The organism is Nonomuraea sp. MTCD27 (genome assembly GCF_041950495.1).
GTDB lineage: Bacteria > Actinomycetota > Actinomycetes > Streptosporangiales > Streptosporangiaceae > Nonomuraea.
Window position 1 is genome coordinate 77777 of the sequence record NZ_JBGNUW010000026.1, and the last position, 18625, is coordinate 96401.

The window sequence follows — 18625 nt, forward strand, 5'->3', positions numbered from 1 at the left end:
AGTGTGATCGCGAGGTGTTCTATCCCCGTTCGTGGCTCGCCACGGCAATTGCCGGCACGCTTCTCGCCACCGGCCTCGCCGTACCCGCGGCCGCAGCCACCACCCTCACCAGTCCCGCCAAGGTCACCGACCCCGTCGGTCACGTCGATCCGCTGATCGGCTCGGCCGGCGGCGGCAACACCTATCCGGGCGCCGTCCTGCCGTTCGGGATGATCTCCTGGAGCCCCACCAACACCGCCGGCGACCAGACCAACGCCGCCGGGGCCAACGGCTACTCCTACAACACCCCGCGCGTGCGCGGCTTCGCACTGACGCACGTCAACGGCGCCGGCTGCCACCCCGGAGCCGCCGGGGACGTCCCGATCATGCCGTTCGCCGGCGAGGTCACCTCGTCCCCGACCGCGGACACCGCCGACGCGGTCTACGCGAGCACCTTCGACCACGCCGACGAGAGCGCGCGGCCCGGCCGGTACACCGTCACGCTCGACTCGGGCGTCAAGACCGACCTGTCGGTCACGACCCGCGCGGGCGTCGGCGAGTTCACCTTCCCGCGGGACAAACAGGCCAACCTGCTGTTCCGCGTGTCCAACTCGCTCAACGGCAGCGAGGACGCCGAGATCACGATCGACCCCGCCACCCGTACGGTCACCGGCTCCGTCCTGACCGGCGCGTTCTGCGGCCGCCGCGCCAACGGCGGCGTGAACAACCGCAAGACCTACTACCGGCTGCACTTCGCCGCGACGTTCGACCGGGCCTTCTCCGGCACCGGCACGTGGGTCGACGGCGAGCTGCGCGCGGGCACCACGGCGGCGAGCGGCGGCGAGGGCTACGCCACCGGCACCGACCGCGCGGGCAAGGGCTCCGGCGGGTACGTCAGCTTCGACACCACCTCGGACGCCGACGTACGGATGAAGGTCGGCATCTCCTACACCAGCCTCGACGCGGCCAGGAAGAACCTCGCGAAGGAGGTCTCGCCCCGCGACGACGTCGCCTCGGTGGCCGCCAGGGCCACGCGAGCCTGGAACGACCGGCTGCGCTCGATCGAGGTGGCCGGCGGCTCGCCGGACCTGCTCACCACGTTCTACACGGCGATGTACCACTCCTACCTCCAGCCCAACGTCACCAGCGACGTCACGGGCACCTACCTCGGCAGCGACCAGAAGGTGCACCGGCTGGCCAAGGGGCAGCGGGAGCAGTACGGCAACTTCTCCGGCTGGGACCAGTACCGCGCCCACACCCAGCTCCTCGCGCTCCTCGAACCGCAGGTGGCGGGCGACTACGCCCAGTCCCTGTACAACCTGGCGCAGCAGAACGGCGGCGTGTGGGACCGCTGGGTGCACGTCAACGGCCCCACCCACGTCATGACCGGCGACCCGTCGGCCCCGGCGCTGGCCGGCTTCCACGCGCTCGGGGTGCGCAACTTCGACGTGCGCGGCGCCTTCGACTCGCTCTACAAGCAGGCGACCGTGCCGCACCCGTCGGGCCTGTCCGACAAGGGCTGTCCCGGCCAGTGCGAGGGCCAGCGGCCGAACCTGGCCGAGTACCTGCGCCTCCAGTACGCCCCGCAGGACACCTGCCACTGCTGGGGCGGCGCCGCCGAGACGCTGGAGGACGCCACTGCCGACTTCGCGCTCGCGGACTGGGCGGCCCGGATCGGGCGTGACAAGGAACACGACGAGCTGCTGCCGCGCGCTAGCTGGTGGCGCAACACCTTCAACCCGCAGGCCGGCAAGGAGGGCGGCTACCAGCAGGCCCGCAAGTCCGACGGGAGCTGGCTGTGGCCGTTCTCGCCGACCTCGGACGCCGGCTTCGCCCAGGGCACCAGCGCCACCTACACCTGGATGGTCCAGCACGACGTGTCCGGGCTGGCCGCCGCCATGGGCGGCAGGCAGCAGGCGGCCGACCGCCTCGACGCCTTCTTCCACCGCCCCGACGGCTCCTGGGCCACCGGCGGCGACGGCTTCCGCTACGACCCGACCAACGAGCCGGGCATCCACGTGCCCTGGCTCTACAACGCGCTCGGCCGGCCGTGGAAGACGCAGGAGACGGTGCGCGCGATGGCGTCCCTGGTGTACAAGACCGGCCCCAGCGGCCTGCCCGGCAACGACGACCTCGGCACCATGTCCGCCTGGTACGTCTTCGCCGCCCTCGGCATGTACCCCCAGACGCCCAGCCGCGCCGAGATGCTGCTGTCCAGCCCCATGTTCCAGAAGGCGTGGATCAAGCGCGGCAACGGCCGGACGATCACGGTGACCGCCCCGCAGGCCGCCCCCGGCGCGATCTACGTCCAGGACGTCAAGGTCGACGGCCGCCCGCACACCCGGTCCTGGCTCCCGGAGTCCCTGCTCAACCGGGGCGGCGAGGTCGTCGTCAACGTGGGCACGACCGCGAACACGTCGTGGGCCACGGCCGAGGCCGACCTGCCGGTGGACCACGTCCCCACGGCGCAGAGCCCGGTCCCCAACCTGCCCGAGGCGTGTGAGCCGATCGGCTCGTCCTGCGCGCACAAGCTCCAGTACGACGTGGACGGCGTGGCCACCGCCGACGCCAGGTCCCAGGGCAACCTGGACGGCAAGGGCTGGAGCTTCCCGGCGGAGCAGCTCCCCGCCCCCGGGCAGCACGACGGGTTCCTGATCCCCGACACCAAGGGCACGGCGGGCAACTTCCACAGCCTCAGGGGCCAGCGCACCTACCTCACCAAGGGCCGTTACCAGGCGCTCGACCTGCTGGTCACGGCGGTCAACGGTGACCAGCAGACCGAGCTGACGATCACCTACGCGGACGGGACGACCTCCACGGCCCCGCTGAAGGTGACCGACTGGGCCGCGACGTCGGCCCGCTTCGGCGAGGCGACGGCAGTCACGGCCGACACCCGCTACAACGTCAACGGCACCGCCGACGGCCGCAGGGTGACCATCTGGCAGGTCTCCGTACCGGTCGACCCGGCCCGCGAGGCGGTCTCGTTCACCAGCCCCGCGAAGCCCGACGTCAAGGTCTTCGCGCTCAACGCCAGGGCCTGAAAAACCTCGTGCGGCGCCGGCGCCGCTGAACTAGCGTCGGCGCCCATGACCATCCCCCGCGTACGCCCTCCCTACGTCGCCGACGAGCGCACCCAGCTCGTCGGCTGGCTCGACCTGCAGCGCTCGATCGTCCTGTGGAAGTGCGAAGGGCTGTCGGAGGAGGACGCGCACCGGCCCGTCCTGCCCACCTCGCCGCTCATGACGGTCGCGGGCCTGCTCTCCCACATGCGCTGGACCGAGCACTGCTGGTTCGAGGTGCTGTTCCAGGGCGGAGACTCCGCCGTCAACCCGCAGTTCGACGAGTCGGCGGAGAACGCCGACATGCGGGTGGAGGGCGTCCCGCTGGCCCGGCTCCTCGACGAGTACGAGCGCCAGTGCCAGGTCTCCAACGAGATCGTCGCCGCGCACTCTCTCGACGACCTGGGCAAGAGCAGCTTCTACGACGATCCGCCCACGCTGCGCTGGATGCTGATCCACATGGTCGAGGAGACCGCCCGGCACGCCGGCCAGCTCGACACGATCAGGGAGCTGCTCGACGGCGCGAAGGGCTACTACTGACCTACAGGCCGAGCAGCTGAGCGGGCTCGGCGATGATCTGCTGGATGATCAGCCCGGCCGCCCCGAGCACGGCCGAGTCCGCGCCGGTCCCCGAGACGACGAGCGCGGGCGGCGTGCCGCGCATCGACCCCAGCCGGGCCCCCAGCCCCTCGGACACGGGCCCCGCCAGCCAGGCGAACAGCGGCGCGAAGATCCCGCCGAGCACGATCCTGCCGGGGTCCAGCAGGTGCACGGCCGAGGTGAGCGCCACGCCGAGCGCGTGCCCGGCCCGCTCGCACGCCTCCAGCGCCCGCCGGTCGCCCGACTCCAGCCGCCCGACCAGCTCGCTCACCGAGGCCAGCTCCCCGAGCAGGGCGTCCTGCCCCGCGTACACCTCCAGGCACCCACGCCCGCCGCACCGGCACGCGGGCCCGTCGGGCACGACGACGACGTGCCCCAGCTCCCCCGCCAGCCCGAACGTGCCCCTGAACACGGTGCCCTCGACCACCAGGCCGGCGCCGATGCCGATCTCGCCGGACACGTAGAGGAAGTCGGTCTCCCGCGAGCCGAACCAGAGCTCACCGAGCGCCGCCAGGTTGGCCTCGTTGTCGATCACGAAGGGCAGGTCCACCAGGCCCGCCACGCGCACGTCCCGCCAGCCGAGATGCGGCGCGCTGCGCAGCACCCCGCCCTCGACCGTGCCCGGCACGGCCAGCGCCGCGCCGATGACCCGCAGCCCGCCGGCCTCCGCCTCGGCCGTGATCTCCTTCACCAGGTCCCGCAGCCCGGCGAGGATCTCCGCGGGGTCGGAGTTGCGGTTGTCGGCCGGCCGCGTCCGCCGCAACCGCACGGTTCGGGCCAGGTCCACGACGCAGGCGGCCAGGTAGTCGATGTTGATCTCCAGCCCGAGCGCGGCGATCCGATGCCCGCTCAGGCTCACCGCCACGCCGGGCCGCCCCCGCTCGCCGCCCCGCACGGCCCCGCTCTCGGTCACCACGCCGGCCTCCAGGAGGTCGGCGACCAGGCTGGATACGGTGGTCTTGGTGAGCCCCGTCCGCTCGGCGAGCGCGGCACGGGTGTGAGGTCCTGATCCGTGAATGGTCGCCAGCACTACGGCCAGGTTACGGGCGCGCATGGAATCATGCCGAACCCCTCTTGACGACACGGTGCCCACCTCCTCAGGATTATGTACAGATTATGGACTAAACCAAGGGAACCCGAAATGACCAACGCATTCACGCCCACCCCCGACGATCGCTTCACCTTCGGCCTCTGGACCGTGGGCTGGCAAGCCCGCGACCCGTTCGGCGACGCCTCCCGGCCCGCGCTCGACCCGGTGGAGAGCGTGCACCGCCTGGCCGAGCTGGGCGCGCACGGCGTCACCTTCCACGACGACGACCTGCTCGCCGTCGAGCCCGACCGCGACAAGGCCATCGCCGCCTTCAGGAAGGCCCTCGACGAGACCGGCATGAAGGTCCCGATGGCGACCACCAACCTGTTCACCCACCCGGTGTTCAAGGACGGTGCCTTCACCAGCAACGACCGCGACGTCCGCCGGTACGCGCTGCGCAAGGTCATGCGCAACCTCGACCTGGCCGCCTCCCTGGGCGCCAAGACGTACGTCTGCTGGGGCGGCCGCGAGGGCGCCGAGTCGGACGCGGCCAAGGACGTCAAGGCCGCCCTCGACCGCTACAAGGAGGGGCTCGACCTCCTCAGCCAGTACGTCATCGACAAGGGCTACGACATCCGCTTCGCCCTCGAGCCCAAGCCGAACGAGCCCCGCGGCGACATCCTCCTGCCCACGATCGGCCACGCCCTGGCGCTGATCAACGAGCTGGAGCACCCTGAGATGGTGGGCCTCAACCCGGAGGTCGGCCACGAGCAGATGGCCGGGCTCAACTTCGTGCACGGCATCGCCCAGGCGCTGTGGCACGGCAAGCTCTTCCACATCGACCTCAACGGCCAGCACGGCCCGAAGTACGACCAGGACCTGATCTTCGGCCACGGCGACCTGAAGAGCGCCTTCTTCCTGGTGGACCTGCTGGAGAACGGCGGCTACGACGGCCCCCGGCACTTCGACTACAAGCCGCTGCGCACCGAGGACCCCGAGGACGTGTGGGTGTCGGCCGCGGCGAACATGCGCACCTACCTGATCCTCAAGGAGAAGTCGCGCGCCTTCCGCGCCGACCCCGAGGTGCAGCAGGCCCTGAGCGCCTCCCGCGTGGACGAGCTCGCGCTGCCCACCCTGGCCGCCGGCGAGACGTGGCAGGACCTGGCCAAGGACGACTTCGACCCCGAGGTGGCCGCCGCCCGCGGCTTCCACTTCACCCACCTGAACCAGCTCGCGCTCGAGCACCTCATGGGGGTACGCGGATGACCCGACCGATCAGTGTCCAGCTCTACACCGTCAGGGAACCGCTGGCCGCCGACCGTGACACCGTGCTGCGGCGGATCGCGGAGATCGGATACCGGGCCGTCGAGCCCTACGACCCCATGACCGACCCCAAGGGCTTCCGCGAGGTGGCCGACGACCTGGGGCTGAGCGTGTCGGGCACGCACGCGTACGCGCTGCTCGACAGGGAGCCGGCCGAGGTCTTCGACGCGATCGCCACGATCGGGACCGACAAGGTGATCATCCCGGCCGGCATCGCGGAGGAGGAGTTCACCACCCGCGACGGCCTCGCCCGCGCGGCCGACCTGCTGAACGGCCTGGCCGAGCAGGCGGCCGGTCACGGGATGCGGATCGGCTACCACAACCACTGGTGGGAGATCGAGCCGCGGGTGGACGGCCGGCACGCCGTCGAGGTGCTGGCCGACCTGCTGGCCCCCGAGGTGTTCCTGGAGATAGACACCTACTGGGCGGCCGTGGGCGGCGCCGACGTGCCCGCCCTGCTCGGCCGCCTGGCGGGACGGGTGGAGGCGCTGCACGTCAAGGACGGCCCGGGGGTCAAGGGCGAGCCGCACACCGCGGTGGGCAGGGGCGTCATGTCCGTGCCCGAGATCCTCGCCGCCGCCCCGGACGCCTGGCGCGTCGTCGAGCTCGACGAGTGCGCGACCGACATCTTCGCCGCCCTCGCGGACAGCCACGCCTACCTCACCTCCTTGGAGAGCTCTTGAGCAACGGCCCGGTCGGCGTCGCCCTCGTCGGCGCCGGAGTCATCAGCGGCCAGTACCTCCGCAACCTCAACGCCTTCCCCGACGTCCGCGTGGTGGCCGTCGCGGACATCGACACCGACCGGGCCGCCGAGGTGGCAAGGGAGCACGACGTACGGGTGTCCGGCACGCTCGGCGCCGTGCTCTCGCTGTCCGAGGTCGAGATCGTGGTCAACCTCACGGTCCCGTCCGCGCACGCGGCCGTCGCGCTGGAGTGCCTGCGCGCCGGCAAGCACGTGTACGGCGAGAAGCCCCTCGCCATGAACCTGGACGAGGCGGCCAAGGTCATGGCCGAGGCCGCCGGGCGCGGCCTGCGGGTGGGCGGCGCCCCCGACACCTTCCTGGGCGCCGGGCTGCAGTCCACGCTGCACGCCCTGCGCTCCGGCGCCATCGGGGCACCGGTCGCCGTCACGGCCGCCACCCAGAGCCTGGGCCCGGAGTCCTGGCACCCCAATCCCGAGTTCTTCTACCAGCCCGGCGGCGGCCCGCTGTTCGACCTCGGGCCCTACTACCTGACCGCCCTGGTGTCCCTGCTCGGCCCCGTCGCCCGGGTGGCGGCCGGCACCCGCAGGGCCCGCGACCAGCGCGTCGTCGGATCGGGGCCCAAGGCGGGCACCCTGTTCCCGGTCGACGTGCCGACCCACGTCAACGCCCTGCTTGACTTCCCCGGCACGGCCACGGCGGCGGCCACGTTCAGCTTCGACTCGGCCGTCAACCGCCGGATGATCGAGATCATCGGCACCGAGGGCGCCCTGTCGCTGCCGGACCCCAACACGTTCGAGGGCCCGCTGCTGGCCCGCGGCCTGCACGACGCGGACTGGCGGGAGCTGCCGCTGTCCGGCACCACGGCGGGGCGCGGCATCGGGGTGCTCGACATGGCCAGGTCGATCCGGGCCGGCACGCCGCACCGCGCGTCGGGCGAGCTGGCCGGTCACGTGCTGGAGCTCATGTCGGCCATCACGGAGTCGGGCGAGCAGGCGGAGTTCCGCACCATCGCCTCCACCCTGACCGCGCCGGAGCCGCTCCCGGCGGACTGGGACCCGTACGCGGCCACCCTGTCCTGACCCCGGATGGCTGGGCGGTGGGGGCACCGCCCAGCCAACGGAAAGTTACATACCCCTTACAGACAGGAATCACCCAACCAGGACCGGGCATTGTTACTTTGAGTAATCACTCGGTAACAGAACTCCAAAAGGGGATCCCATGCGCGTCCTGATCCAGCTCCGCCCGGCCCCCGACGTCGTCGCGTCGGTGATCGACCCCGGCGTCCGCAGCACCGTCGCCGACGTCGTCGCCGACCTCCCCGGGGTCCTCCTCGACCGCGCGTTCACCCCCGTGGCCGTGCCGCGCCCGGTCGCCGCCCACGGCGCGCCCATGTCGCTGCACCAGCGGATGGAGTTCTCCCTGGCACCCGAGGACGCCTCCGTGCTCGTGCGGGGCGAGATCTCCGACGCCGAGCTGTCCACCCGGTCGGCGCTGCTGTCGTCGTCCGTACGCGAGGTGGCCGGCGTCTTCGCCGATCCATACGTGCACAGCCAGCCGGCCTGCGGCGGCGACGGGCCCGTGGGCGACTGGGAGGAGGTCAGGCGGCTCCTGCACACCTACGACCTGTGGTCGGCCGGCCATGACGGCGAGGGCGTGACCATCGCGGTCGTGGACAGCGGCATCAACGCCGACCACGTCGCGGCGCGCATCGGCCACGACGTGACCATCGACGCCGACCGGAGCTGGAGCCCGCCGGGGGTGAGCAGGACGCCCGGCCGCTACCCCGTGTCCCACGGCTCCATGTGCGCCTTCGACACGCTGCTGGCCGCGCCCAAGGCCACCCTGCTCGACATCCCGATCCTGCTCAGCCGCAAGCCCGGCCCGACGGCGGACGGGCTGCTGTCCGACGCGGTGGCCGCCTACTCCCACCTCTCCGCCGTGCTGCGGGCCATGCCCGACGGCTCCAGGTCCCTGGTCGTCAGCAACAGCTGGGGCCTGTCCTCGCCCGACATGGACTTCCCGCCCGGCCACCCGGGCAACTACTCCGACAACCCGGCGCACCCGTTCAACGTGATCGTCGGGAGCCTGGAGGGGGCGGGCGCCGACATCCTGTTCTCGGCGGGCAACTGCGGCCGCGACTGTCCCGACCAGCGGTGCGCCTACCCCGACCGCCCGATCGTGGGCGCCAACTCGCACCCGCGCGTCCTGTCCGTCGGCGGCGTGGACACCCGGGGCGAGCGCGTCGGCTACTCCTCGCAGGGCCCGGGGCGGCTGTCGGAGCGCAAGCCCGACCTGTGCGCGTACACGCACTTCGCCGGCTCGGAGGCCACCGGCCCGGCCGACACCGGCACCTCCGCCGCCTGCCCCGTCGCCGCCGGCGTGGTCGCCGCCGTCCGCACGCGGCGCTCCGCCGACGAGCTGACCCCCGCGCAGCTGCGCACCCTGCTGCACCGCACCGCCGACGACCGCAGCACGGTCGGCTTCGACCACGACTACGGGTACGGCGTCATCGACCCGCCCGCCGTCCTGGCCGCGCTCGGCCGGCAGAACCGGACCCGCGCCGCCTGACATGGCCCTGATCCAGGTGCGGCTGCCGCCAGGGGCCACCGTCGACGACGCGTTGCGCCTGCTCGGGCTGTCCGAGGAGGACATCGACGCGGACTTCGGGCTGGTGGCCGTCGCGCCCGGCCGTCAGGTGCTGCGCGCCACGGAGGAGGCGGCCGCGCGGGTGAGCCGGGACCTCGCGGACGTCTTCTCCGACCCCCGCATCGAGCCGCACGATTCCGGTTGATCGGCAACGCGTTGGCCAGAACCCGGCGGACCCGCAAGAATGCTGCGATGGCTGACAGTGCCGAGACCGACTGGGTCTCCAGGTTCGCGGACGAGGTGATCTCCGAGGCGGAGAGACGCGCCCCGGGCAGAACGATCGTCTGCGCCTCCGGGCTGAGCCCGTCGGGCCCGATCCACCTGGGCAACCTGCGCGAGGTCATGACGCCCCACCTGGTCGCCGACGAGATCAGGCGGCGCGGGCTGGAGTGCGTGCACCTGCTGTCGTGGGACGACTACGACCGGTTCCGGCGGGTGCCCGCGGGCGTCGACCCGTCGTGGGCCGAGCACATCGGCAAGCCGCTGACCTCGGTGCCCGCCCCGCCGGGCAGCCCCTACGCGAGCTGGGCCGAACACTTCAAGGCGCCCATGACCGCCGCGCTGGCGGAGCTGGGCGTCGAGGTCCGGGGGATCAGCCAGACCGAGCAATACTCCTCGGGGGCCTACCGGGAGCAGATCCTGCGGGCCGTGCGCGAGCGGGCCCGGATCGACGCCGTGCTGTCGCGCTACCGGTCCAAGCAGGTCGAGGACTACTTCCCGTACAAGCCCTACTGCGACCTGTGCGAGCGCGACCTGACCACGGTCACCGCCTACGACGACGAGACCACCGAGCTGGCCTACACCTGCGAGTGCGGCTTCGGCGAGACCGTGCGCCTGGCCGAGCACGACCGCGGGAAGCTGGTGTGGAAGGTCGACTGGCCGATGCGCTGGGCCTACGAGGGCGTGATCTTCGAGCCGTCCGGGGTCGATCACCACTCGCCCGGCTCGGCGTGGATCGTCGGCGGCCAGATCGTCGGCGACGTGTTCGGCGGGCAGCAGCCGATCGGCCCCATGTACGCGTTCGTCGGCATCAGCGGCATGGCCAAGATGAGCAGCTCCAAGGGCGACGTGCCGACCGCGGCCGACGCCCTGGAGATCATGGAGGCGCCGGTCCTGCGCTGGCTGTACGCCCGCCGCAAGCCGGCCCAGTCCTTCAAGATCGCCTTCGACCAGGAGATCCAGCGCCTCTACGACGAGTGGGACGCCCTGGGCCGCAAGGTCGCCGCGGGCCAGGCGCAGCCCGCCGAGCTGGCCGCCTACAACCGCGCGGTCGGCACGGCCGCGGGCCCGCTGCCCACCACCCCGCACCCGGTCCCCTACCGCACGCTGGCCTCCGTCGTGGACATCACGACCGGGCACGACGCGCAGACCCTGCGCATCCTGCGCGACCTCGACGGCGTCGAGGCCCTCGACGAGGCCCGTCCCCGCCTGGACCGGGCGCAGCGCTGGGTCGACGACCACCTGGCCGCCGACCAGCGCACCCGCGTGCGCGAGTCGCCGGACCAGGAGTTGCTCGACTCGCTCGACAACGAGGAGCGGGAGGGGCTGCGGCTGCTGGCCGACGGCCTGGACGACTGGACGCTGGAGGGCCTGACGGCGCTGGTCTACGGCGTGCCCAAGCTCCAGGCCGGGCTCCCGGCCGACGCCAAGGCCACGCCGGAGCTGAAGGCGGCGCAGCGGGCCTTCTTCGCCCTGCTCTACAAGCTGCTCGTCGGCCGCGACACCGGTCCCCGGCTGCCCACCCTGCTGATGGCCGTGGGCGCCGACCGGGTCCGCAAGCTGGTGGGTGCGTGAACGGGGTCGTCCTGATCACGGGGATCTCGGCGGCCGGCAAGTCGACCGTGGCCCAGGCCCTGGCCGAACGGTTGCCGCGGGCGGCCCACGTGCGCGGTGACACGTTCCGCCGCATGGTGGTCAGCGGGCGTGCCGAAATGACGCCGGAAACGACCGGCGAGGCGGTGCGCCAGCTGCACCTCCGGTACCGGATCGCGGCCGCTGCGGCGGACTTGTATTTCGATGCCGGATTTACGTCAATAGTCCAAGACGTAATCCTTGGACCAGATTTGGAACGGTTCACGAAGCTAGTCCGCGCACGTCCCTTGCAGGTGATCGTCCTGGCCCCCGACCCGGCCGCGGTCGAGCACCGCGAGCAGGCCCGGGCCAAGGCCGGATACGCCGGCGGATGGACGATTGCCCAGCTCGACGCGTCGCTGCGACAAGAGACCCCGCGCATCGGACTCTGGCTGGACACCGCGCGGCAGACGGTCGAGGAGACCGTTGACGAGATCGTTTCGAGGGCCTCGGAGGCCAGGATCGACAAAGATCACATATAAGACCGAGCAATGCAAGGAGCTGTCAAGCGGGCTGCATGCGTCCCGGAGAACCTTGGTTCCATGAACAAGCAGCCTTTCGCCGCCAGCGTCAGTGTCATCGTTCCCGCGATGAACGAGGCCGAGAATCTTCCCCACGTCTTCGCCACGCTGCCCGACTGGATCGACGAGGTGATCCTGGTCGACGGCAACTCGACCGACGACACCGTCGCCGTGGCGCGCAGGCTGCGCCCCGACCTCCGGGTCGTCGTGCAGACCCGGCGCGGGAAGGGCAACGCGCTCATCGAGGGCTTCCAGGCCGCCCGGGGCGACATCATCGTCATGATCGACGCTGACGGGTCCACCGACGGCAGGGAGATCCGCTCCTTCGTCGACACCCTCGTCAACGGCGCCGACTTCGCCAAGGGCTCCAGGTACGCCCCTGGTGGCGGCTCGGACGACCTCAGTCCGATCCGCTCGCTCGGCAACAAGGTCCTCACCGGGCTCACCAACTTCCTCTACGGCACCCGCTACACCGACCTCTGCTACGGCTACAACGCCTTCTGGACCCGCCACCTCGACACCCTCGGCCTCGACTGCGACGGCTTCGAGATCGAGACCCTGATGAACGTCCGCGCCGCCCAGGCCGGCCTGGTCATCCACGAGGTCCCCAGCCACGAGCGCTCCCGCATCCACGGCGCGAGCAACCTGCACGCCGTGCGCGACGGCTGGCGCGTGCTGAAGACGATCTGGCGGGAGCGGGCCCGCGGTGGCGCCGTGCCGGCGCAGGCCCAAGTGGCACTTGCGAAGTGAGGAGTGACATCCTCGAACAATGCGCTACATAGTGATCGGGGCAGGAGCAGTCGGGGGGACCATCGGGGCCCGCCTCTTCCAGGGCGGGCACGAGGTCCTCCTCATCGCGAGAGGGGCCCATTACGAGGCCATCAAGCGCGACGGCCTGAGACTGATCACCTCCGAGCTCTCCGAGACCCTGGACATCCCCGCCGCCGACGGCCCCGTGCCCGTGCGCGATGACGACGTGCTCATCCTGGCGACCAAGTCGCAGGACACGATCGCCGCGCTGGCCCCCTGGCCGTCCGACCTGCCCGTGGTGTGCGCCCAGAACGGCGTGGCCAACGAGCGCATGGTCCTGCGGCGGTTCGAGCGCGTCTACGGCATGTGCGTGTGGCTGCCGGCCCAGATCCCGCAGCCGGGCGTCGTGGCCGCGGGCGGATACCCCTACTCCGGGATGTTGCACGTCGGACGTTATCCACAGGGTGTGGACGAGCTGTCCGAGCTGATCGTGACCGACCTCGGCAAGCACGGCCTCGTGGGGCGGAGCGCTCCCGACGTGATGCGCTGGAAATACGGCAAGCTGCTCGGCAACCTGGCCAACGCCGCCGAGGCGCTCGTCGGCCACGTGCCCGGCCTGGCCGACCTGGGCGCGCGGGCCAGGGCCGAGGCCATGACCGTGCTCGACCGGGCCGGCATCGCCTACTCCACCCCCGAGGAAGAGGCCGAGGTACGCGGCCACAACGTGGACATGCGCCCCATCGAGGGCATCGAGCGCAGCGGCGGGTCGTCCTGGCAGAGCCTGGCCAGGGGCAGCGGCTCGATCGAGGCCGACTACCTCAACGGCGAGATCGTCCTGATCGGCCGCGAGCACGGCGTGCCCACCCCGGTCAACGAGACGCTGCGGCGCGAGGCCAACAGGTCCGCCAGGGAGCAGCTGGCGCCCGGCTCGATGCCGGTGGACACGCTGCTGGCCCTCATCGACGAGCGTTCCGCAGCCGGATCCCGCTGAACTGCATGGTGCTGGACGTCACCTCGTTCCAGAACGGCCACAGGTTGTCCAGCACCCTGAGCTGGATCCCCGCCTCCTCGTGCAGCTCGAACAGGTCGCCCACCGGCTCGGGCGGGCCAAGCGGCAGCACGGGGGCCTTGGAGACGACCGCGTGCGGCGGGTCCCCGATGGGCGCGAAGCCGTCGGCGGGCAGCCGGTAGGCGTACAGCCGCACGTCCATCAACGCCTTCAGCCAGCAGTACTCGATGGCGTGCACGCGGTCGCCGCAGCCGGCGCCGACGATCCGGGCCGCGTCCTCCTTGGAGGTGCGCGGCCCGACCCAGGCCATCGCCCGGGGGCAGGCACGCGGGAACCAGTAGTCGGGGCACCGGTCGTAGCCGACCGCCCACACGTACGGCTCGCTCAGCGCCGATGTCACGGCGACGTGCGGCACGAACCGCTCGATCGTCGGGTCCTCGGAGAAGTGCAGGACCTGCCCTGGCTCGGGTCTCATGAACGCCATCATCGCGCATACCCCGTCGATCTCCGGGCAGTGGAATCGCTCTCTTACGACAAGGGGTGAGTTGGATGATCGTACTTGGACTGATCCTGATCCTGCTCGCCGGCGGTGCGTTCTACCTGGTGCTCACCGAGGAGAGCACCAGGTACATCCTGTTCGGATACACCTTCGAGCTCAATCACGTGGAGATGTTCCTCACCGGTGCGGCCGCGGTGGCCGTCCTGCTGCTGGGCGTCTGGCTGATGGGCTCAGGGTCGCGCAGGACCGCCAGGCAGCGCCGCCGGCTGCGCAGTGCGAGGGCGGAGTCCTCCAACCGGGTGGCCCAGCTGGAGGACGAGAAGCGCGACCTGGAGCGGAAGCTGGAGCGCGAGCACGCGTCCGGCGACCGTCTCGTCGCCCGCGGAACGGACGAGCACCACTAGGCAGCGACATCCTGGCGCGAGGGCAGCAGCTTGCCCTCGCGCCAGAGCGCGAATCCGGTGATCACCGCCCCCAGCCCCTCCCAGAGCCCGACTCCGAAGAACTTGCCGGGCGCCGCCCCGGTCAGCACCAGCGTGGTGAAGACCGCGAACGTCACCAGCCGGAACGGCACCGTCCAGCGGAAGAACGGGGTGTAGTCCGCCGAGGCGGCGAACACGTAGTAGACGCCCATGTTCACGGCCGCCATCGAGGAGGCGGCCATATAGACCAGCGTGTAGTCACCGGCGGGCCGCGTGTCGAGCACCTCGAAACCCAGCATGGCCAGGAGGGTGTCGGGCGAGATCAACCCGAGCAGGCCAAGGGCGAAGGCGAGGAAGCCGAAGACCGCGATGGTCCAGCCGGAGAAGGAACGCGGAAGACGCACAGAAATCCTTCCAAAGGGGGGTGTACTCTGCGAGGCGATCTCATCATGCACCCGGAGGTCGCATGCCCCCCACGCGTGGCCGTCCCATCGCACTGAAACTTCTCATCCTCCTGCTCGTCCCGCTGCTGTCCCTGGTGGGCCTGTGGGCGTTCGCGGCGGGCCTGACCGGCGGTGACGGTCTCCGCCTGCTGTCGATCAACGATCTGGCCACGAACCTGGCCACCCCGTCCGAGCAGGTCAACATCGAGCTCCAGAACGAGCGGCTGGTGTCGGTGGAGTTCCTGGTCACCGGGCAGGGCGCGGACGCGATGGCCAAGCAGCGCGGCCGGACCGACCGGGCCGTCAAGACGTTCCGCTCGCTGTCCGGGAACCTGCGCGACCTGTCACCGGAGATGACCGCGCAGCTCAACGCGCTGAACGGCAAGATCGACCAGCTCACCGACGTCCGGCGCGAGGTGGACGGCTCCGTCGTCGCGCCGCTCGACGTCATCGACGGCTACAGCCAGATCGTGGACGCGTCCTTCCGCATGTACGACGCCATGGTCCTGGTGCCCGACATGGCCCTCTACCAGCAGGCCCGGGCGGTGACCATGATGGGCGAGGCCAAGGACGTGCTGTCCAGGGAGCGGGCCCTGATCGCGGTCGTGCTGGCCAAGGGCAGGGTGGAGCCGCGCGAGCGGGAGTCGTTCACGGGGATGGTGGCCACCAGGCGGCTGCTGTTCTCCCAGGCGCTGTCGCACCTGGACGGCGCCCTGCGGGGGCCGTACGAGAGGTTGGCCGCCTCGCCGGTCTACGCGGAGTTCCTGGCGGCCGAGGACGCCATCAGGAGCCAGGCCGCCACCGGCGGGCTGCCCGCGGGCGCGGCGACCTGGCCCATCGACGGCCGGAACCTGTGGGAGGCCGTCGAGCGCGACCAGGCCCTGGCCGTGCAGGGCATCGTGCAGCGGGTGACGCCGACGGCGATCGGCATGCTCATCAAGCTCGGCGTGGCGGGCGGCCTGGGCCTGCTCGCGGTCATCACCTCGATCATGCTCTCGCTGCGCTTCCGCAAGCGTCTGGTGCGGGAGCTGGCCGGGCTGCGCGACGCCGCCACGGAGCTGGCCGAGGTGCGGCTGGCCGGGCTGGTCAAGCGGCTGCGGACGAACACCGAGCCGCCCACGGCCGCCGAAGTGGCGCCACTGGAGGTCAAGGCGCACACGTCCGAGGTGAGCGACATCGTACGGGCCTTCAACGACGTGCAGTCCACCGCCGTCGAGGCCGCCGTGAGCCAGGCCCGCCTGCGCCACGGCGTCAGCCAGGTCTTCGTGAACCTGGCCAGGCGCAACCAGTCGCTGCTGCACCGGCAGCTGCTCCAGCTCGACAGCATGGAGCGGGCGACGGAGGCGCCGGAGGTGCTGGCGGACCTGTTCAAGCTCGACCACCTCACCACCCGCATGCGCAGGCACGCCGAGAGCCTCATCATCCTGTCCGACCAGGCGCCGGGCCGCGGCTGGCGCAACCCGGTGCCCATCCTCGACGTGCTGCGCGCCGCCGTGGCCGAGGTGGAGGAGTACGAGCGGGTGGAGGTGCTCCAGCCGCCTCAGGTCGCGCTGCTGGGCTCGGCGGTCACCGACGTGGCCCACCTGATCGCCGAGCTGGTCGAGAACGCCACCCTCTTCTCCCCGCCCCAGACCAGGGTGGACGTGCGCAGCGCGAGCACGCCGCACGGCGTCCTCGTCGAGGTGGAGGACCGCGGGCTCGGCCTGCCGCGCGTCGAGCTCGACGAGCTGAACGACCGGCTGACGCAGATGCCCGAGTTCGACCTGGCGCAGAGCGAACGGCTCGGGCTGTTCGTGGTCTCCAGGCTCGCGGCCAGGCACGGCATCAAGGTCACCCTGGCGCCCTCGCCGTACGGCGGCCTGACCGCGATGGTCGCCCTGCCCGCCTCCCTCCTGGCCGACCAGCCCGCGCTGGCCGGGAGGTAGCGAGGGCGGCTACGGCAGCACCTGCAGCAGGGCCTGCTTCTTCGCCTTGGCGGGCTCGGCGATGCGCTGGAGCTCCTTGCCCGCGCCGTCGAGCACGACCAGCGTGTTGTGGTCGTCGCCGGCGACGCGCACGACCAGCCGCCCGTCGGCCAGGTAGAGGGCTCCGATCAGCTTGCCCTTGACCGCGAGCGGGCGCTTCTTGCCCGTCACCATGTCCAGGACCACCGGCTTGAAGGCTGTGGGCCAGCTCCCGTCGCCCAGCATGTCGGGGTTGGCGGGGAACTGCACGACGGCGTTGCGCCCGTTCGGGGACAGGCTCTGCAGGTGGGTGATCCACCTGACGCCCTTGGCCGGGGCCGCCTTGCCGGTCTTGACGTCGAGCCGGTAGAGGGCGTCGGCCTCGCCGGTGTAGCCCGCCACGTAGCGGCCGTCGGCCGACCAGGCGAGGTGGCACACGCCCTGCGACCTGCCGAGCTTGCGCGGCGCGCCGGTGCCGTCGGCCTTGACGGACATGATCGTGTCGCTGCCCTGCGGGTACGCCACCTGCGTCGAGTCGGCGGACCAGACCGGGGTGAGGCACGGCGTGCCGCCCTGGAGCCCGCTCACGATCGTGGTCGTCTTGCCGCCCTGCCTGACCTGGAGCCGGCCGGTCTGCGTCACCCAGGCCGCCTTCCTGCCGTCGGGGGAGGCGGCGTACTGGGGCATGGTGCCCGTCGTGGCGACGGTGCTCCACTTGCCGCCCTGGTACCGGCTGAGCTGGTTGCCGGTGGAGCCGGCATAGGCGGCGTAGACGGCGGCGCCGGACAGCTCAGGAGCCGCCGGCGCGGCGGACGCGGCCGAGGGGGCCACCATAACGGCGCCAAATGCGACACCTGCCGCAACACGAATCTTCATGAGAAGACATGTTGCCCGAACCCGCTCACAGACGCAGGAACGGCTCGCTGAAATGAGCGGTCGCGATGATCGCCCGTTCGGCCCTGAGTTCGGCGAGCACCTCGGCCCGGGTGCGCGCGGCGGCCTCCTGGTCGTCGTCGTAGACGTAGCGGATGGCCGGGTCGTCCAGCTGCACGGGGTGCAGGACCAGGTCGCCGGTGACGGCCAGCTCGCCGACCCTGGCGATCTGGTGGCCGGGGGTGTGGCCCGGCGCGAAGTGGACGTGCACGCCCGGCGCGACCTCGGCGTCGCCCTCGACCACATGGAGCTGAGGCTTGATCTTGCTGACGACCTCGTCGAGCATCAGGTCGCGGGCCGCATCCAGCTCTGCCTGCTGGAGCACGTAGCGGGCGTTCTCGAACACCGGCCTGCCGTCGGCGACGGCGCCCGAGGCGTGGTCGCTGTGCAGGTGGGTGAGGATCACGGTGCCGATCTCGGCGGGCGCGACGCCCGCGGCGGCCAGCTCACCGGCCAGCGTGCCCGGAACCGGCGCCCAGCTCGACGCCGGCGAGTCCGCGGCGCCGATGCCCGTGTCGACCAGGGTCAGCCGGCCGGCGCCGTCGCGGAGCAGATAGCAGTGGAAGTGCAGGACCCACGGCTCGTCCCGGAGCCCGGAGCCGACGAACATCTCCGCCGGCGGGCGGCGGATCGACGCTCCCATGGGGCCCACGGCGTCGCAGAGTGGTGTCACCTCGACGCCGGACACGGTCATAGATCTGTGGGGCACCCGGCAAGACTAGGGCCGCCGGTCCTAGGCCGCGACGGGCTGGCGCGGGACGTACTCGTTCTCGAGGTCGGCGGCGAAGACGGCGCGGCGGCAGTGCGCGCACCTGTACATGATCGGGCCTTCGTCGAGCTCGTGGTGACACTGCGGGCAGTGGTTGGTCTTCATGGTGCTCCCCCAAGGAGTCTTCCTGTTGGTCCCAATGGA

Annotated in this window: 19 protein-coding genes; 13 read left to right on the forward strand and 6 right to left on the reverse strand. The window is 71.5% G+C overall.

The window, feature by feature from the left end:
* The first annotated feature begins 14 nt into the window (after window positions 1-14).
* The gene (locus tag ACBJ59_RS51325) at window positions 15-3020 is read left to right on the forward strand and encodes a GH92 family glycosyl hydrolase (protein WP_375117291.1); all 3006 of its coding nucleotides are present in this window, start codon (window positions 15-17) and stop codon (window positions 3018-3020) included.
* A 45-nt stretch (window positions 3021-3065) separates the two neighbouring features.
* Window positions 3066-3578: a DinB family protein gene (locus tag ACBJ59_RS51330; protein ID WP_375117292.1), complete on the forward strand. Its 513-nt coding sequence runs from the start codon at window positions 3066-3068 to the stop codon at window positions 3576-3578.
* A 1-nt stretch (window position 3579) separates the two neighbouring features.
* Here the strand turns inward: ACBJ59_RS51330 and ACBJ59_RS51335 are convergent, their stop codons facing one another.
* Window positions 3580-4668 carry an ROK family protein gene (locus ACBJ59_RS51335; protein ID WP_375117293.1) on the reverse strand — a complete coding sequence of 363 codons (1089 nt, stop codon included), beginning with the start codon at window positions 4666-4668 and terminating at the stop codon, window positions 3580-3582.
* 111 nt (window positions 4669-4779) lie between these two features.
* On the opposite strand from ACBJ59_RS51335, the gene xylA reads away from it, so the two are divergent.
* From xylA to ACBJ59_RS51380, 9 genes are all read left to right on the forward strand, one after another.
* Window positions 4780-5934: a xylose isomerase gene (gene xylA / locus ACBJ59_RS51340; protein ID WP_364135235.1), complete on the forward strand. Its 1155-nt coding sequence runs from the start codon at window positions 4780-4782 to the stop codon at window positions 5932-5934.
* The gene (locus tag ACBJ59_RS51345) at window positions 5931-6674 is read left to right on the forward strand and encodes a sugar phosphate isomerase/epimerase family protein (RefSeq protein WP_375117294.1); all 744 of its coding nucleotides are present in this window, start codon (window positions 5931-5933) and stop codon (window positions 6672-6674) included. The genes xylA and ACBJ59_RS51345 overlap by 4 nt, the downstream gene beginning before the upstream one ends.
* On the forward strand, window positions 6671-7774 hold the full coding sequence (locus ACBJ59_RS51350) for a Gfo/Idh/MocA family protein (RefSeq protein ID WP_375117295.1): 1104 nt from the start codon (window positions 6671-6673) through the stop codon (window positions 7772-7774). The genes ACBJ59_RS51345 and ACBJ59_RS51350 overlap by 4 nt, the downstream gene beginning before the upstream one ends.
* Before the next feature lie 139 nt (window positions 7775-7913).
* Complete coding sequence (locus ACBJ59_RS51355; protein WP_375117296.1) at window positions 7914-9263, forward strand: S8 family serine peptidase; 1350 nt, start codon at window positions 7914-7916, stop codon at window positions 9261-9263.
* A 1-nt stretch (window position 9264) separates the two neighbouring features.
* Window positions 9265-9486, forward strand: a complete 222-nt coding sequence (locus ACBJ59_RS51360) for a hypothetical protein (protein ID WP_375117297.1) — start codon at window positions 9265-9267, stop codon at window positions 9484-9486.
* 47 nt (window positions 9487-9533) lie between these two features.
* Window positions 9534-11135 carry a lysine--tRNA ligase gene (gene lysS / locus ACBJ59_RS51365; protein WP_375117298.1) on the forward strand — a complete coding sequence of 534 codons (1602 nt, stop codon included), beginning with the start codon at window positions 9534-9536 and terminating at the stop codon, window positions 11133-11135.
* A complete protein-coding gene (locus tag ACBJ59_RS51370; RefSeq protein ID WP_375117299.1) occupies window positions 11132-11674 on the forward strand; it encodes an AAA family ATPase in 543 nt (180 codons plus the stop codon). Before lysS ends, ACBJ59_RS51370 begins: the two co-directional genes overlap by 4 nt.
* A gap of 60 nt (window positions 11675-11734) precedes the next feature.
* On the forward strand, window positions 11735-12463 hold the full coding sequence (locus ACBJ59_RS51375) for a glycosyltransferase family 2 protein (protein ID WP_375117300.1): 729 nt from the start codon (window positions 11735-11737) through the stop codon (window positions 12461-12463).
* Window positions 12464-12482: 19 nt separating this feature from the next.
* The gene (locus ACBJ59_RS51380) at window positions 12483-13454 is read left to right on the forward strand and encodes a ketopantoate reductase family protein (protein WP_375117301.1); all 972 of its coding nucleotides are present in this window, start codon (window positions 12483-12485) and stop codon (window positions 13452-13454) included.
* Here the strand turns inward: ACBJ59_RS51380 and ACBJ59_RS51385 are convergent.
* Complete coding sequence (locus ACBJ59_RS51385) at window positions 13420-13947, reverse strand: DUF6886 family protein (protein WP_375117302.1); 528 nt, start codon at window positions 13945-13947, stop codon at window positions 13420-13422. The two genes, ACBJ59_RS51380 and ACBJ59_RS51385, sit on opposite strands and share 35 nt — an antisense overlap.
* Before the next feature lie 74 nt (window positions 13948-14021).
* On the opposite strand from ACBJ59_RS51385, the gene ACBJ59_RS51390 reads away from it, so the two are divergent.
* Window positions 14022-14375: a hypothetical protein gene (locus tag ACBJ59_RS51390; protein ID WP_364135207.1), complete on the forward strand. Its 354-nt coding sequence runs from the start codon at window positions 14022-14024 to the stop codon at window positions 14373-14375.
* On the opposite strand, the gene ACBJ59_RS51395 is transcribed toward ACBJ59_RS51390, so the two are convergent.
* The gene (locus tag ACBJ59_RS51395; protein WP_364135204.1) at window positions 14372-14797 is read right to left on the reverse strand and encodes a hypothetical protein; all 426 of its coding nucleotides are present in this window, start codon (window positions 14795-14797) and stop codon (window positions 14372-14374) included. The two genes, ACBJ59_RS51390 and ACBJ59_RS51395, sit on opposite strands and share 4 nt — an antisense overlap.
* Window positions 14798-14859: 62 nt before the next feature.
* Between ACBJ59_RS51395 and ACBJ59_RS51400 the strand changes: the two genes are divergently transcribed.
* The gene (locus tag ACBJ59_RS51400) at window positions 14860-16761 is read left to right on the forward strand and encodes a nitrate- and nitrite sensing domain-containing protein (protein ID WP_375117303.1); all 1902 of its coding nucleotides are present in this window, start codon (window positions 14860-14862) and stop codon (window positions 16759-16761) included.
* Between the two features lie 9 nt (window positions 16762-16770).
* Here ACBJ59_RS51400 and ACBJ59_RS51405 read toward each other — a convergent pair whose 3' ends face one another.
* The 3 genes from ACBJ59_RS51405 to ACBJ59_RS51415 all read right to left on the reverse strand — a co-directional run bounded on the left by ACBJ59_RS51405 (window position 16771) and on the right by ACBJ59_RS51415 (window position 18586).
* Complete coding sequence (locus ACBJ59_RS51405; protein ID WP_375117304.1) at window positions 16771-17613, reverse strand: TolB family protein; 843 nt, start codon at window positions 17611-17613, stop codon at window positions 16771-16773.
* Between the two features lie 67 nt (window positions 17614-17680).
* Window positions 17681-18421: an MBL fold metallo-hydrolase gene (locus ACBJ59_RS51410; RefSeq protein ID WP_375117305.1), complete on the reverse strand. Its 741-nt coding sequence runs from the start codon at window positions 18419-18421 to the stop codon at window positions 17681-17683.
* Window positions 18422-18445: 24 nt separating this feature from the next.
* Window positions 18446-18586, reverse strand: coding sequence for a hypothetical protein (locus ACBJ59_RS51415; RefSeq protein WP_375117306.1), 141 nt, complete (start codon window positions 18584-18586; stop codon window positions 18446-18448).
* Window positions 18587-18625 lie beyond the last annotated feature (39 nt).

Bases quoted from the DNA above. Each gene is read 5' to 3' on its own strand.
- ACBJ59_RS51405 (WP_375117304.1), bottom strand. From the start codon at position 17,613: ATGGTGGCCCCCTCGGCCGCGTCCGCCGCGCCGGCGGCTCCTGAGCTG.
- lysS (WP_375117298.1), top strand. From the start codon at position 9,534: ATGGCTGACAGTGCCGAGACCGACTGGGTCTCCAGGTTCGCGGACGAG.
- ACBJ59_RS51330 (WP_375117292.1), top strand. From the start codon at position 3,066: ATGACCATCCCCCGCGTACGCCCTCCCTACGTCGCCGACGAGCGCACC.
- ACBJ59_RS51375 (WP_375117300.1), top strand. From the start codon at position 11,735: ATGAACAAGCAGCCTTTCGCCGCCAGCGTCAGTGTCATCGTTCCCGCG.
- ACBJ59_RS51345 (WP_375117294.1), top strand. From the start codon at position 5,931: ATGACCCGACCGATCAGTGTCCAGCTCTACACCGTCAGGGAACCGCTG.
- ACBJ59_RS51390 (WP_364135207.1), top strand. From the start codon at position 14,022: ATGATCGTACTTGGACTGATCCTGATCCTGCTCGCCGGCGGTGCGTTC.
- ACBJ59_RS51415 (WP_375117306.1), bottom strand. From the start codon at position 18,586: ATGAAGACCAACCACTGCCCGCAGTGTCACCACGAGCTCGACGAAGGC.
- xylA (WP_364135235.1), top strand. From the start codon at position 4,780: ATGACCAACGCATTCACGCCCACCCCCGACGATCGCTTCACCTTCGGC.
- ACBJ59_RS51380 (WP_375117301.1), top strand. From the start codon at position 12,483: ATGCGCTACATAGTGATCGGGGCAGGAGCAGTCGGGGGGACCATCGGG.
- ACBJ59_RS51355 (WP_375117296.1), top strand. From the start codon at position 7,914: ATGCGCGTCCTGATCCAGCTCCGCCCGGCCCCCGACGTCGTCGCGTCG.
- ACBJ59_RS51400 (WP_375117303.1), top strand. From the start codon at position 14,860: ATGCCCCCCACGCGTGGCCGTCCCATCGCACTGAAACTTCTCATCCTC.
- ACBJ59_RS51360 (WP_375117297.1), top strand. From the start codon at position 9,265: ATGGCCCTGATCCAGGTGCGGCTGCCGCCAGGGGCCACCGTCGACGAC.
- ACBJ59_RS51385 (WP_375117302.1), bottom strand. From the start codon at position 13,947: ATGAGACCCGAGCCAGGGCAGGTCCTGCACTTCTCCGAGGACCCGACG.